The 13506-nt window shown below is 66.7% G+C and carries 14 protein-coding genes and 1 pseudogene; 7 read left to right on the forward strand and 8 right to left on the reverse strand.

The window, feature by feature from the left end:
- Nucleotides 1-154: 154 nt before the first annotated feature.
- Nucleotides 155-1342 carry a hypothetical protein gene (locus J1M43_RS12910; protein WP_206476947.1) on the reverse strand — a complete coding sequence of 396 codons (1188 nt, stop codon included), beginning with the start codon at nucleotides 1340-1342 and terminating at the stop codon, nucleotides 155-157.
- Nucleotides 1343-1443: 101 nt separating this feature from the next.
- Here J1M43_RS12910 and J1M43_RS12915 point away from each other — a divergent pair, with 101 nt between their 5' ends.
- Complete coding sequence (locus J1M43_RS12915) at nucleotides 1444-2802, forward strand: polysaccharide biosynthesis tyrosine autokinase (protein ID WP_206476948.1); 1359 nt, start codon at nucleotides 1444-1446, stop codon at nucleotides 2800-2802.
- 116 nt (nucleotides 2803-2918) lie between these two features.
- Nucleotides 2919-4364, forward strand: a complete 1446-nt coding sequence (locus J1M43_RS12920) for a polysaccharide biosynthesis tyrosine autokinase (RefSeq protein WP_206476949.1) — start codon at nucleotides 2919-2921, stop codon at nucleotides 4362-4364.
- A gap of 62 nt (nucleotides 4365-4426) precedes the next feature.
- On the opposite strand, the gene J1M43_RS16800 is transcribed toward J1M43_RS12920, so the two are convergent.
- The 4 genes and pseudogenes from J1M43_RS16800 to J1M43_RS12935 form a co-directional block, all read right to left on the reverse strand.
- A complete protein-coding gene (locus J1M43_RS16800; protein ID WP_307823451.1) occupies nucleotides 4427-5362 on the reverse strand; it encodes a HipA domain-containing protein in 936 nt (311 codons plus the stop codon).
- Nucleotides 5363-5368: 6 nt separating this feature from the next.
- Nucleotides 5369-5713, reverse strand: a pseudogene (locus tag J1M43_RS17200) (HipA N-terminal domain-containing protein); the annotation flags it as partial.
- The gene (locus tag J1M43_RS12930; protein ID WP_206476951.1) at nucleotides 5710-6006 is read right to left on the reverse strand and encodes a helix-turn-helix domain-containing protein; all 297 of its coding nucleotides are present in this window, start codon (nucleotides 6004-6006) and stop codon (nucleotides 5710-5712) included. The pseudogene J1M43_RS17200 and the gene J1M43_RS12930, both read right to left, overlap by 4 nt.
- Before the next feature lie 144 nt (nucleotides 6007-6150).
- Nucleotides 6151-6594, reverse strand: a complete 444-nt coding sequence (locus J1M43_RS12935) for a GtrA family protein (protein WP_206476952.1) — start codon at nucleotides 6592-6594, stop codon at nucleotides 6151-6153.
- 152 nt (nucleotides 6595-6746) lie between these two features.
- On the opposite strand from J1M43_RS12935, the gene J1M43_RS12940 reads away from it, so the two are divergent.
- The 5 genes from J1M43_RS12940 (at nucleotide 6747) to lepB (ending at nucleotide 10707) form a co-directional block, all read left to right on the forward strand.
- The gene (locus tag J1M43_RS12940) at nucleotides 6747-6995 is read left to right on the forward strand and encodes a DUF1778 domain-containing protein (RefSeq protein WP_234001896.1); all 249 of its coding nucleotides are present in this window, start codon (nucleotides 6747-6749) and stop codon (nucleotides 6993-6995) included.
- Nucleotides 6988-7491, forward strand: a complete 504-nt coding sequence (locus tag J1M43_RS12945) for a GNAT family N-acetyltransferase (RefSeq protein WP_033105017.1) — start codon at nucleotides 6988-6990, stop codon at nucleotides 7489-7491. The genes J1M43_RS12940 and J1M43_RS12945 overlap by 8 nt, the downstream gene beginning before the upstream one ends.
- A 125-nt stretch (nucleotides 7492-7616) precedes the next feature.
- The gene (locus tag J1M43_RS12950) at nucleotides 7617-8399 is read left to right on the forward strand and encodes a glycosyltransferase family 2 protein (protein ID WP_206476954.1); all 783 of its coding nucleotides are present in this window, start codon (nucleotides 7617-7619) and stop codon (nucleotides 8397-8399) included.
- A gap of 1 nt (nucleotide 8400) precedes the next feature.
- Nucleotides 8401-9843, forward strand: coding sequence for a hypothetical protein (locus J1M43_RS12955; protein ID WP_206476955.1), 1443 nt, complete (start codon nucleotides 8401-8403; stop codon nucleotides 9841-9843).
- Between the two features lie 147 nt (nucleotides 9844-9990).
- The gene (gene lepB / locus J1M43_RS12960) at nucleotides 9991-10707 is read left to right on the forward strand and encodes a signal peptidase I (RefSeq protein WP_206476956.1); all 717 of its coding nucleotides are present in this window, start codon (nucleotides 9991-9993) and stop codon (nucleotides 10705-10707) included.
- Nucleotides 10708-11004: 297 nt separating this feature from the next.
- Here the strand turns inward: lepB and glmM are convergent, their stop codons facing one another.
- Genes glmM through rplM form a run of 3 tightly spaced genes read right to left on the reverse strand, consistent with a single transcriptional unit; the run spans nucleotide 11005 to nucleotide 13339 of the window.
- Nucleotides 11005-12363 (reverse strand): phosphoglucosamine mutase, encoded by a 1359-nt coding sequence (gene glmM / locus J1M43_RS12965; RefSeq protein WP_206476957.1) that lies wholly within the window; start codon nucleotides 12361-12363, stop codon nucleotides 11005-11007.
- 14 nt (nucleotides 12364-12377) lie between these two features.
- Nucleotides 12378-12863 (reverse strand): 30S ribosomal protein S9, encoded by a 486-nt coding sequence (gene rpsI, locus J1M43_RS12970; protein WP_033105042.1) that lies wholly within the window; start codon nucleotides 12861-12863, stop codon nucleotides 12378-12380.
- Between the two features lie 29 nt (nucleotides 12864-12892).
- Complete coding sequence (gene rplM, locus J1M43_RS12975) at nucleotides 12893-13339, reverse strand: 50S ribosomal protein L13 (RefSeq protein WP_206476958.1); 447 nt, start codon at nucleotides 13337-13339, stop codon at nucleotides 12893-12895.
- Nucleotides 13340-13506 lie beyond the last annotated feature (167 nt).

Raw genomic sequence — 13506 nt, forward strand, 5'->3', positions numbered from 1 at the left:
CTGGATTCATCTTTGCTGCCCACCCCTGCTTCGCACCAGCTAGGCTCCATGTCCATTCAGCTGATTGCTAATTTCAGTACATCGTGGCACAGAATCCAGTGCCGATGATGCACGCCTCCTCTGCCAAATCTGCACAAGTTTTGTACGACACGGATCAGCCTTCGAATAATCCGCCACCGTCTCCAGATCCCGTGGGGTCAGTGGAAGCGGGTGGATCGGTGGGAGTCGGATCAACTGGCGCAGGGTCCGTCTGATCCGGATTCGTCTGTGTCGGATCGGTCTGTGTCTCGTCCGGCTCGGGTGTCGGCGTCACTGGCTGCTGATTGTTTTGCGACTGTTCACGCTCTTGTTCCTCGAGCACTCGCACGCGCAGGTCCTCTTCGCGAAGAGCGAGCACGGCGTCGCGGAAAGTCTTGAGCGCCGACGTGGCCGAAGCGCCATTCAAAGGAGTCGCCGCTACGGTAGTGGCGGCAGTGGTGACGGCATCACGAAATTCCTGACCCGCGACCGGATAGGCGTCATTCTGAGCCGTCGCATACGCAGTGAGGCTGCCGGCAAAAGCCGCGAGCTGACCGGTGTACGCGGTGTTCAGTGCATCGACCGAGGTTCGGTAGGTGCGTAGCGCGTCGGAGGCTTCATCCACGGCGGTCGACGCTTCTTGCACCTTATTGATCGCATCCGCCACGCTCGTGAGCGAATCCTCATCGATGTTGCCGCGCTCGTATGGCGCAGGCGCGGGCGGGACGACCGTCTGCTCGAGCCCCGTGCGATACACGTCGACCGCCTGAACCGCCGCGGCGAGAGCCGCCGGATCAGCCGTCTCGGCGCGCTCGGCGGTCGCCGCCAACTCACCCAGAGCGGCGCGAACGATCGCAGAATCCTCGAGTCCCGTCGCAATGCTCTCTTCGAGTCGTGCCGTCGAAACGGCGAGAGAATTCTCCGCACCCGCGAGCGACGCCTCGTCAGCCGCCAGCACCTCGACCGCGTCGGATGCCGGATCAGCACTCGCGACCTGCACTCCGGTGAACACGGCCGTCGCTGCGACCACGACGACGGCGACCGCCCCGACGATCGTGTTGACCCAGTCGATGCGTCGGTGCCCTCGGTGCTTTTTCGGCCTCTTGCTCTTCTGAGAGGAGACGAAGATGACTGACGGCGAGCTGTTCACGACGGCCGAGTCGACCAGATTGACAAGCCTGACGGCGTCCGCTCCTTCGGAGTGCGGACGAGATTCTTGGCGGGGGCGCCCCACGAGCGCCTCGAGCAGCGGATCCGTCCGCGGCGAGTCACCCACGGCGCGCGCGGGCAGATCGAGATCGGGCATCTCGTTGCTCGAAGACATGGAACCACCGTTCTGAAGGCGCACCAAAGTAGGCTGCGTATTGGACTACTCTCTGTAAGGATACCCGGCGGCCGCCGACGACGTTCGAAGACTGGAGAGCGATGATCGCGCAGGACTATGTGCGCCTTCTGCGACGCAACCTCGTCCTGATCCTCTCGCTGACTCTGATCGGCCTCAGCATCGGCGTGCTGGTCGCGCTCACGACGCCCACCCGGTACACGACGTCGACACGCCTGCTTGTTTCGGCACAGGCTGGCGACACGGCGACGCCCGCCGAGCTCAACCTCGCGCGCGGATACGCCCAGCAGGCCGTCACCAGTTATGTCGACATCATCCCGAGTTCGCTCGTGCTGCAGCCCGTCATCGACGACCTGGGCCTTGATTACAAGGTCGCACAGCTGTCTTCGAAAGTAAGCGCGGCAGCCGCGTCAACGACGAGCACTGCGATCACTCTCACGGTCTCCGATCGCAATCCTGCGCAGGCGGCGCGCCTCGCGAACGCGATCGGCGACAGCTTCACCAACGTCGTCGCCGAGCAGCTGGAACGGCCCATCGATGCCAGACCCAGCCTCGTGCGCATCGACACGCTCGAAGCGGCCTCTGTGCCGGTCTCGCCTTCCGCGCCGAACGTCCAGCTCACGGTGGCGATCGGAGCGTTGCTCGGGCTCGCCGCCGGCATCGCCTTCGGCGTGCTGCGCTCGGTGCTAGACAACCGCGTCCGCACGCTCGACGACGTCGAACGCGCGGTATCCGCGCCGATGCTGGGCGGCATCGCTCTCGACCCTCAAGCGAAGAAGCGCCCCCTGGTGGTGTCCGCCGACGCGCGCGATCCCCGCGCAGAGGCATTCCGCTCGCTGCGCACGAACGTGAAGTTCCTCGACCTCGGCGAAGGATCGATGGCGCTGACCGTCACCAGCGCCGGCCCTGGCGAGGGAAAGTCGACCACGACCGCCAACCTGGCCATCACCTTCGCCGACTCTGGCGCGCGCGTCGCCCTCATCGACGCCGACCTGCGACTGCCGCGCATCGCCGACTACTTCTCGATCGAGGGCGGCGTCGGATTGACCGAGGTGCTGATCGGGCGCGCTACGGCAAGCGAGACTCTGCAGCACTGGGGCCGCGGCGCGCTGTTCATCCTGCCCGCCGGCACCATTCCACCGAACCCGGCAGAGCTGCTCGGCTCGAGCGCGATGACCGCGCTGCTCAACGACCTGAAGGCGGCCTTCGACATCATCCTCATCGACTCGCCCCCGGTGGGGCTGGTGACGGATGCCGCGGTGCTGGCGCGCCAGACGCAGGGAGCGATCCTCGTCACGGCATCCGGAAAGACCCGCGCAGGTCGACTCTCAGACGCCGAGGCGACCATCGAGAAGTCGGGTGCGAAGGTGCTCGGAACCGTCGTGACGATGCTGCCGACCAGGGGCGCAGACCGCACCGCCTACGGCGTGTACGGCGGCTGACGCGCGTGTGACAGGACGCACTGGCACGCCGGCAACCATTTCACCGCTGAAGCCTATGGAACAATGACTGAAGCTTTGGCAACACACTGACAATCAACTCAAAGGGACCAGACCGCGTGGAACTTCGCGATTACATACGCATCCTGCACAAGAACTGGATCATCATTCTCGTGCTGCTGCTCGTCGGCCTCGCCGGCGGCGCTGCGTATGCCTTCACTCAGGCCCCGAAGTACGTGGCCGCCACGCAGCTCTACGTGTCTGTCCGCACTGAGGGCGCCGCGACCGGCGACCTCGTGCAGGGCACGACCTTCGCGCGTCAGATGGTCACCAGCTACGTCGACGTGATCGGCACGGCCCTCGTTCTCGACCCTGTGATCGAAGAACTCGACCTCGACACGTCGACATCCGCGCTCGCGTCGCGCATCACGGCTACCACCGCGATCAACACCGTGCTGATCGACATCACCGTCACCGACACCGACCCCGCCCTCGCAGTGAAGATCGCGGATGCGACGGCGACGAGCTTCGCGAACGTCGTGCAGAACGACCTCGAGCGTCCTGACACCGAGGGCGGGGCCAGCCCCGTGCAGATCACGATCACCGACCCGGCGGCCGAACCGACGGCGCCGTCGAGCCCGAACATTCCGCTGTTCATCGTGCTGGGCGGGCTGCTCGGCCTCGCCGCCGGCATCGCCGTCGCAGTGCTGCGCAGCGTGCTCGACACGCGCATCCATGCCCTGCACGACCTTGAACTCATCACCGACAAGCCGATGCTCGGCGGCATCGCCTACGACCCAGACGCCCAGAAGCGTCCGCTGATCGTGCACGCCGACCCGCGTAGCCCCCGCGCCGAGTCGTTCCGCTCGCTGCGCACGAACCTGCAGTTCCTCGACATCGACTCCGGCTCGCGCACCTTCGTAATCTCCAGTGCCGGTCCTGGCGAGGGCAAGTCGACCACGACCGCGAACCTCGCCATCGCCCTGGCCGAGACCGGTGCGCGCGTCGCGCTGATCGACGGTGACCTTCGGCTCCCCCGCGTCGCGGACTACATGGGCATCGAGGGCGGCGTCGGCCTCACCAGTGTGCTCATCGGCCAGGTCGGCGTCTCGGATGCGCTGCAGAAGTGGGGCGCGAACGAACTCTACGTGCTTCCCAGTGGCCCCGTTCCGCCGAACCCGAGCGAGATGCTGGGCTCTGCGGCGATGGACCGCCTGCTCACGCCCCTGGAGGAGTACTTCGACTACATTCTCATCGACGCTCCCCCGCTGCTGCTCGTCACCGACGCCGCAGTCATCGGCAAGAAGACGCGTGGAGTCATCCTCACCGCGGCATCCGGCAAGACTCGCAAGCCCGAGCTCTCCGGCGCGATCCGCACACTCGAGACCGCCGGCGTCAACCTGCTCGGCATCGTCGTGACGATGCTGCCGACCAAGGGTCCAGACAGCTACGGCTACGGCTCGTACACCTACGGGTCGACCACGGATCACGGGCAGGATCCGGTGCAGCTCACGCAGGCCGAGGCGAAGCCGCGGGTGCGCGCGCGGGTGAAGACCAAGGCGTAGTTCGGGGTTTCGGGGTCGCCAGCATCCCGGCATCCGCTCGAGGTGGCGCAGTTCGGGGAGAGTTAGAGTTCCAGCACGCGTTCGCGGTTCTGGCCCTCGAACGCATGAGCCATCGCGCCAAGGCCTTCAGAGGTGAGACCGTAGCCCGCGCCCACCTCACGCCAGCGTGACGTGGCCCGCTCGACCTCGCGAAGGAGTTCGATGCCCTGTGCGCGCGTGAGCCGGAATGCGTCGGCCGCATCGACGAGGTTGCGGATGTCGCGGCGTGCAGGATCATCCACGTCCGAGATCGGTGTGGATTCCACTGCTCCGTGCCGGTAGAACGGATTGATATCGAAGGCCGGGGAGAGCTGCCAGCCTGACTTGGACCGGAGCATCCCATGGTTTCGCATGTGGTCGTCGACGTTATTGATCAACAGCGACACGGCGGCGCGGCGAAACAGTTCAGCGGTGTCCCCGGCGATGCTGCTCTCTCGGCCCACAACCTCGGCGAGATCGACATAGGTGCGTAGCTCGCCGGGGCTCTTGTCCAGCAGACCGTCCGCACTGAGGTAGCCGATGCGCTGTCCAGCACCGGATGTTTCCTGTGTTCGATCGAACCTGTCCAGCACCAGCACCGAACGATCTCCGACGCGGATCAACTCGAAGGTGGGCACCGTGATGCCGGCGTCCCTTGACAGATGCAGCGCCGTGGCTTCCCAGGCCATCGCGTCCCCGAAGTCCTCGTCTCGCGGAAGCTTTGCCAACGCGATTGACCCATCCTCCCTGAGCACGTTCGTCTTCGGCCTCGCGCCTCCCGCCGAGGTGCCGGCAGCCAGCAGTTCTGCGGTGTCGTCCGAAATCTCCTCTCCGTGTTCGAACGCCTGTGCGGCGGCGATGAGCGTGTCCAGCTCCATCAGCGTGGGCGTACGGCTGAGAGGTGCCGCGGCAACATGTCCAGCATCAGCGTCGTCGATCAGACGGAAGCGTAGAGCGCCTTGCCGGGTGGCATCGGGCACTGCGGCGAGGATCTCGACCTCACTCGCACGGGAGGGGACCGCGCCCGCCCGATGTGCACGCCGCCGTCGGGAGGCATCGATCAATCGGCGCCCCCACAGATCCGGCTGGCTGTCGGCGAGGCCTGCGAGCATCGCTCTGCTGCCCGAAGGAGAGAAGGTCCCCGGTGTGAGCGGGAGCGATGGTGCGAGCGGATACGCGCTGGGCGAGACGAGGTAGCTGGGTGCGTATGAGAACGAAACGGTGCCCGCCCGGCCCCCGCCGCGACCACGGCCGCGACCGCCGATGTCTTCGATCGTGCCGGCCGGCACGACGATTCCGCTCGGCAACTGCACATCGACCCAGAGCTTCATAGTCTTACCCGCTCGGGAAGTCCGTCCTCGAGCAGAGCACGGCCGCGTACGGATGTGGAGGGGTCGGTGGCATCAAGCACCCCACGCTCCAGGCCCAGCACTTCGAGCACGGCGAAGAGGTTCTCGAAGCGGACACTGCCTTCACCGTTCTCGATATTGCGCAGGGTGCCGCGAGTGATGCCGGCGCGCTGCGCAACGATCTCGGCGGTCAGACGTTGTGCTTTGCGCCACACACGGAGGTTCTCTCCGAGCTCTCGCATACGCCGCGCGCGCTCCGGGCCTGATTGAGCCATGACAACACTCTCCCCTCGACACTTAGCGGTTACTGTAGTGACCACAATTGCTGTTAGTGAGCAGTCTAGCTGTCATTACAGTAGTTCGCCGGTGCGCTGCCCTGTGGGGCCGAGTTCTTTCCTCAGGTCCAGTCGCCCGCCCGCTCAGTTGGCGGGCGCGCCCCGGAAAACGACCTTGTGGTACAGCACGAACCGCAGTAGCACGACGATCACGATGCTGACGAGGTTCACGACGTTCAACGCCAACGCGCCAGTCGCGTGCCCGACGATCGCCGTCAGTGCTTCGACACCGAGCCAGACGAGGGCGGCGCCCAGCAGCGTGCAGGCGAGGTTCACGCCCAGAAAGAGTAAGAGCTCCGAGACGCGCCCGCGGCGGTCGCGGTGCCGGAACGTCCACTCCCGGTTGCCGATGTAGGCGTTGACCAGGGCGACGAGAGACGCGACGATCTTCGAGAGCACCGGGTCCCAGCCCCACACGAACACGAGCAGGTTGAACACCGCGATCTCAATGACGGTGCTGAGCGCACCGACCACGAGGAAACGGCTTCCCACGCCCACAAGGCGGCGCAGACGGGCAGGGATCTTCACTCGACTAGGCTACTTCGTGCGCGTACTCTCGCCGCACAGGCCACGTTCGTCGCCGACGACCAGTTCGCAACTGCCGACAGCCGACGCGACTGTCCGGCGATTTGCCGTACACTGGAGCTATGGCTAGTAGTACACCATTGAAGGACGCACGCGTGGAGTTCCGTGTCACTGCTGATCAGAAGCAGACGATTGAGGCCGCTGCGGCAATCCAAGGACGCACTGTCACCGACTTTTCGGCCGACGTGCTGGTTGAGCGCGCTCAAGAAGTGATACAGGCCGAGCGGCAACTCCGCATCGAGGCGTCGCGCTTTGACACGTTCTCCAGGCTCATGGACGAGCCCCCTCGAGCGATCGGCGAGTTGCGGGAACTGATGACTCGGAAGCCTGTCTTCGTTGACTGATTTCCTGATCCCACGGCCGCTTGCCGCGGGAGACAAACTCTCCGACTTCCGCTCCGGAGAGGAGAGCCTGGACGTCTGGCTACGTGGACGCGCCCGCGGAAACGAGAAGTCAGGAGCATCTCGAACGATGGTCTCCGTCACGAGAGAAGGGCGCGTAGCCGGCTACTACTGTCTCTCTTCGAGCTCCTTGGAGCGCGAAGACGGCCCGCCACAACTTGCAAAAGGGATGCCCACGTCGATTCCGATCGTCCTGCTCGGCCGACTCGCTGTCGACGAAGAGTTCAAAGGTCGAGGTCTGGGCTACTCGCTGCTTCAGCATGCGACAGGCCGGGCGTTGGAGGCTGCCGAAACCATCGGTATCCACGCCGTCCTTGTTCACGCGATCAACGACACGGTCGTGGGATTCTACGAACGGTTCGGATTCACGCCGTTCCCAGAGGAGCGACGGACGCTCTATCTGCTCACGCAGGACGCCCGCGCGACGCTGACGACATGAGTGCACCGACCACGAGGAAACGGCTTCCCACGCCCACAAGGCGGCGCAGACGGGCAGGGATCTTCACTCGACTAGGCTACTTCGTGCGCGTACTCTCGCCGCACACGCCCGCCGAGGAACCTCATTTGACCTTCTCCCATCTCGCCATCGTCATGCCGGCATACAACGAAGCCGAGGGCATCCGCGGGTTCATCGACGAGATCCGCGAACACGTCTCCCCGCTCGCCGCACGCGTCACGTTCGTCATCGCCGACGACCGCTCGACGGATGCCACCGCCCCCGTCTTCGACGACGTGGCAGACGTCGACGTGCAGACGCAGCCCGCCAACCGTGGCCACGGCCCCACCGCACTGGCCGCCTACCGCGCGGGTCTCGCCTCCGAACCCGATCTGCTCGTGCACGTCGACGGCGATGGACAGTTCCTCGGCGCCGACTTCGTGCGCCTCATCACTGCGGCTGAATCCACCGGCGCCGATGTCGTGCACGGCGTGCGCGACGGACGCACCGACCCCTGGTACCGCAAGGTGCTCACCGGGGCTGTCGGGCTGCTGATCGCCGCAGCATCCGGTCGTCGCATTCCCGACGTCAACACTCCCCTGCGCGCCTACCGTCCGTCTGCTCTGCAGACTCTGGTGGATGCCGTGCCCACCGACGCGAGCGTGCCGCACGTGCACTTCTCGCTCGCCGAGGCACGTGGCGGCTTCATCGTTCGCTACGTGCGCGTGGCCAGCATCCCGCGCCGAGGCGAATCGACGAGTGGCACCATGTGGGGCCGCGCCGCCGACCTGCGTCTGCCGCCCAAGCGTCTGCGCCAGTTCGCGATCGCCGCGCTGCAGGAGGTGTGGACGCTGTCGCTGCGTCCGTCGGCGCCGCTGCGCAGCATCCGCCGCCCCATCTCTGACGATTGACATGATCAGAGCTCGTTCCATCGTCTTCTGGGTGCTGGCCGCGGCGCTGCTGGTCGGGCACGTGCTCGTCGCGTGGCAGAGCCTGACCGTCTGGCGGTTCTGGGAGGATGAGGCGTTCAATCTCACCGTGCCGCGCAACCTGCTCGCCGGTCTCGGCTACGCGAGCGACGGTGCGCTCTCGGGGTCGACGATCACCCTGTTCGATGTGCGTATCTCGACCGGTCCCGCAGTGCTGCTGCCGGTCGCCGCTGTGCTCGCGACCGGCATCGACCCGGTCATCGGCGCGCGGCTGGTGCCGCTCGCGTACTGGGCGCTGCTGCTCGCCGGGCTCTGGGTGCTCGGGCGCCGCATCGGCGGACGCTGGGCCGCCCTCGTCGCCGTGGCCGTGCCACTCGCGTTCACCACGTCGGCCACGGTCTCGCCGATTCAAGGGCCGGCTGATCTGCTCGGTGAGATCCCCGCCGCTGCACTGCTCGTGTGGGCGCTCGTGGTGCTGCCGCGGCGCGCGTGGCTCGCGGGGCTGCTGGTCGGTCTCGCGGTGCAGGCGAAGCTCATCGTGCTTCTTGCGCTGCCCGCGTTCGCCGTGGCGCTGTTCCTGCTCGCTCCGGGGACGGGATGGGCGCGCGTGCTCCCGTTCTTGCGGCGCTCGTGGGTGCCGCTGGTGTTCCTGGCGCTGCCGACGTTCCTGTTCGAACTCGCCGCTCTGATCACGTTCGGATTCAGCGGGTTCATCGACCACCTGCGTGCACTGCTCGGATTCGTGCGCAGCGGCGGCCAACCCGGCGAGCCGACGACCGTGGTGCAGAAGCTCACGACGCTCGCGGAGTCGTGGTCGGTGCCGGTGTGGGTCGCGCTCGTCGTCGCCGCGTTGTCGATCGTTCTGATCGTCGGGGGGCTGTGGGTTTCGCGCGGGTCTGTTTCTTCCGACGTTCTCGTTTATCTTGGCGCCGCGGCGGTCGGCGCGCTCGCATTCGTCGGCTGGTGGGCGACCGCGTCGCACCTGCCGCTGTGGGTGCGGCATCCGGCCCCCGGCGTGTTCGCGTTCTTCCCGATCCTCGCCGCCGGTGCGGTGTGGGGAGCCCAGCGGATGCTGCGCCGCCCTGCGCTGCGTATCGTCTCGGTCGCTGCGGTGGGGGTTGTCGTTCTGGGGCTCGGCGCGGGGGCGGCCCTGCACTCGGTCGCTGCGACACAGCCGCCGTGGCTCACGCTCGAGACGCAACGCGCCGCCGTCGCACCGCTGAAGGAATGGGTCGAGGAGAACGACGTCGAATGGCTCGCGGCCGAGCCGTGGGGTGCTGCGGTCGCTCCGGTCGTGATGACTGGCGCGCACGTCGGACTGTTCGATGCCGAGGCGATGGCCGGTGCACCGAGGCTGACCGGGGCGGAGTGCGCCACCGAGGTGCTCGTCGACGGGGGGCTGTACCGGATCTGCGCTGCGCCCTAGGTTCGCTCGACCGCCGGGTCTGTCGAAGCCGCCCGTCGCGTCTCGGGGGCATCGAGTCGCAGCATCCGCTCTTTGTGCGTGTCGCTCGCTGGGCAGCATCCGTTCGCTGAGCCGGTCGAAGCGCGCACCACCGGTAACGTGGGGGCTGTGACGACCGACGCTCCCGCCGCTTCCGCATCCCGGCCGATCTGGCGACGTCTCGTCGGGAGTACCTGGTTCCACCTGATCGCCGCGTTCGTTGTCGTCGGACTGCTGCTGACGTTCGTCGCGAAACCGTATCTTGTGCCGTCGGCGTCTATGGAGTCGACGCTGCAACCCGGCGACCGGGTGCTGGTCAACCGGCTCGCCTACGTCGGGGCCGAGCCGGCGACCGGGGACATCATCGTGTTCGACGCAGACGAGTCATGGGGCGCGCACGCCAGCGGCTCCGAGCCGTGGTGGAAGGCAGCGGCCCGGTGGGTCGGCGAGGTCACGGGCTTCGGGCCGTCGGGTCCGCACACGCTCATCAAGCGGGTGATCGCGGGGCCGGGGCAGGTCGTGGAGTGCTGCACAGCATCCGGAGCCATCACCGTCGACGGTGTCGCGCTTTCCGAACCCTATGTGGGCTCGGATTTCCCGTTCGAAACTGGGGTTCTCGACTGCACGACGGAGCCCGCGTCGATGCGCTGCTTCCCCGCGGTGACGGTCCCTGAAGGTTCGTACCTGATGCTCGGCGACAACCGCACGAACTCGTCGGACTCCGCTGCGCAGTGCCGCGGTGTTCCGGATGCCGACGAGTCATGCTGGCGCTGGGCCACGCGCGATGAGGTCGTCGGCAAGGCGGGCGCGATCGTGTGGCCGATCGGGCGCTGGGGTGCGCTGTAGCGGGAGTTTGTCCGGCGGATCCGGGCGGGAGGTGGTCCGAATGGCCGCATCCACCGCCCGTAGGCGACACAACGCGCCACCCGCCGAGCCACGCCGGCGCCGGCGGGTGGCGCAACACGCCGCATCCTGTGCCACGAGGCGACACGAAGCGCCACCCGCCAGTCGGCGCCACAGCATCCCTCGCCGCCACAGCATCCCGCGCCGCGAGGTGGCCCGAGTTGTCGCCCGCAGCGCGGCGAGGCGACACGAAGCGCCACCCGCCGCACCGCGAAACCGCCGAAGCGGGAGCCGCGAGACCTACAGCGCGAGGCGCTCCTTGACGACATCCGCGAGGCGCTGTGCGTAGGACTGAGCGGATTCAGCATCCGCCGCCTCGACCATCACACGAACGAGCTGCTCCGTGCCGGACTTGCGCAGCAGCACCCGTCCGGTGTCACCGAGTTCCGCCTCGACAGCGGCGACAGCATCCTGCACGCCCTCGTCGTCGGCGCAGCGATCCTTGTCGACGTCTGGCACATTGATGAGCACCTGCGGGAAGACGGTCATGACAGATGCGAGCTCCGCGATCGTCTTCTTCTGGCGCGCCATCTCGGCGACCAGGTGCAGGCCGGTCAGCACGCCGTCGCCGGTCGTCGCGAACTCGCTCATGATCACGTGGCCGGACTGCTCGCCGCCCAGCGCGTAGCCGCCGGCGTTCATGTCCTCGAGCACGTAGCGGTCGCCGACGCCGGTCTGGCGCACGGTGATGCCGTTCTCCTTCATCGCCTTGTGCAGTCCGAGGTTGCTCATGACCGTGGCGACGAGCGTGTTGTCGGTGAGGTGCCCTCGGTCCTTCATCGCCACCGCGAGGATGGCCATGATCTGGTCGCCGTCGATGATGTTGCCGTCGGCGTCCACTGCGAGGCAGCGGTCGGCATCGCCGTCGTGGGCGATCCCGATGTCTGCGCCGAGACGCACGACGGCCTCAGCGAGCTTGTCGAGATGCGTCGAGCCGACGCCGTCGTTGATGTTGGTGCCGTCGGGCTCTGCGCCCATGACGGTCACCTTCGCACCGGCGTCGTTGAACGTCTCGGGCGAGACACCGGATGCTGCGCCGTGCGCGCAGTCGAGGACGACGTGGATGCCGTCGAGCCGGTGCGGCAGCGAACCCAGCAGGTGCAGGGCGTAGCGGTCCTCCGCGTCGGAGAAACGCTCGATGCGACCGACGGAGGCGCCGGTGGGCAGAAGCTTCTCGCCGGACATCGCGGCTTCGATGCGCTGCTCGACCTCGTCGGGGAGCTTCACGCCGCCGCGGGCGAAGATCTTGATCCCGTTGTCGGGCGCGGGGTTGTGCGACGCCGAGACCATGACGCCGAAGTCGGCATCGTGATCGGCGACGAGGAACGCCAGGGCCGGAGTGGGGATGACACCGGCGTCGAGGACGTCGACACCGGATGCTGCGAGGCCTGCAGAGACTGCGGCCACGAGGAATTCACCGGAGATGCGCGGGTCGCGGGCGACGACTGCTGACAGTCGCTTGCCCTCGGCCTTGCGCGCCTCTGCGGTGCGGCCCTGACCCAGGACGACAGCTGTCGCCTGGGCCAGGGTGAGCGCGAGGTCGGCGGTGAGGATGCCGTTGGCAAGTCCTCGCACGCCGTCCGTGCCGAAAAGCGGCATCCGGGCTCTCGTGCTTAACGCTTCGAGTACTGAGGCGCCTTGCGGGCCTTCTTCAGGCCAGCCTTCTTGCGCTCGATGACGCGGGCGTCACGAGAGAGGAAGCCGGCCTTCTTGAGGGTGGCGCGGTTGTTCTCCGCGTCGATGCCGTTCAGCGAACGGGCGATGCCGAGACGCAGTGCGCCGGCCTGGCCCGAGTCGCCGCCACCGGAGATGCGCGCGATGACGTCGTACGCACCCGTGAGGTTCAGCACCGTGAACGGGTCGGTGATCAGCTGCTGGTGCAGCTTGTTGGGGAAGTAGTCCTCGAGAGTACGGCCGTTGACCGTGATGACGCCCGAGCCGGGGACCAGACGCACGCGGGCGATGGCCTGCTTGCGACGTCCGACGGCTGCGCCGGGAACGTTGAGAACCGGACGGGGGGCCGCCTCGGTCTCGACCGTTTCCGGGCTGGAGGTCGAGTAGTTCTGCGGGGTTTCGGTGGTGTCCTGAGTATCAGCCACGAGAATATCCTTAAGGGTCTTAGCGGCGCTTACTGGGCGACCTGGTCGAGGGTGTACGTCGTGGGCTGCTGCGCGGCGTGCGGGTGCTCTGCACCGACGTACACCTTGAGCTTGGTCAGCTGCTGACGACCGAGGCTGTTCTTGGGGAGCATGCCGCGGACGGCCTTCTCGACAGCGCGGATGGGGTTCTTCTCGAGGAGTTCCCCGTAGGAGACCTTCGTGAGACCGCCCGGGTAGCCCGAGTGGCGGTACGCCATCTTCTTCTCGAGCTTCTGGCCCGTCATCGCGACCTTGTCGGCGTTGATGATGATGACGAAGTCACCCGAGTCGAGGTGGTTGGCGAAGGTGGCCTTGTGCTTGCCGCGCAGGAGCGCTGCGGCGTGCGAGGCGAGGCGACCGAGAACGACGTCGTTGGCGTCGATGACGACCCAGTCACGCTGGATCTGCCCGGCCTTCGGGGTGTATGTGCGCGTCACAATAGTGCTGCTTTCTTGTTCGAACGGAGGAGTTCGTGAATCCCACTCCGGGGTGGTTCTTCGCTATTGCTCGGAACACGCCAGTGGAGGGCTCACGTTCGCGGCACTCTGCAGTCGAGTACCAAAGGGATAGCCTACGGCATTGTCGTCGGAAATGGGAATCGCGC

The organism is Microbacterium sp. KRD172, from assembly GCF_017168295.1.
Classification (GTDB): domain Bacteria; phylum Actinomycetota; class Actinomycetes; order Actinomycetales; family Microbacteriaceae; genus Microbacterium; species Microbacterium profundi.

What these genes read in the sequence shown, in the direction of transcription:
- J1M43_RS12955 (WP_206476955.1), top strand. Translation starts at nt 8,401, where the DNA reads ATGATCAGAGCTCGTTCCATCGTCTTCTGGGTGCTGGCCGCGGCGCTG.
- J1M43_RS12910 (WP_206476947.1), bottom strand. Translation starts at nt 1,342, where the DNA reads ATGTCTTCGAGCAACGAGATGCCCGATCTCGATCTGCCCGCGCGCGCC.
- J1M43_RS12930 (WP_206476951.1), bottom strand. Translation starts at nt 6,006, where the DNA reads ATGGCTCAATCAGGCCCGGAGCGCGCGCGGCGTATGCGAGAGCTCGGA.
- glmM (WP_206476957.1), bottom strand. Translation starts at nt 12,363, where the DNA reads ATGCCGCTTTTCGGCACGGACGGCGTGCGAGGACTTGCCAACGGCATC.
- J1M43_RS12915 (WP_206476948.1), top strand. Translation starts at nt 1,444, where the DNA reads ATGATCGCGCAGGACTATGTGCGCCTTCTGCGACGCAACCTCGTCCTG.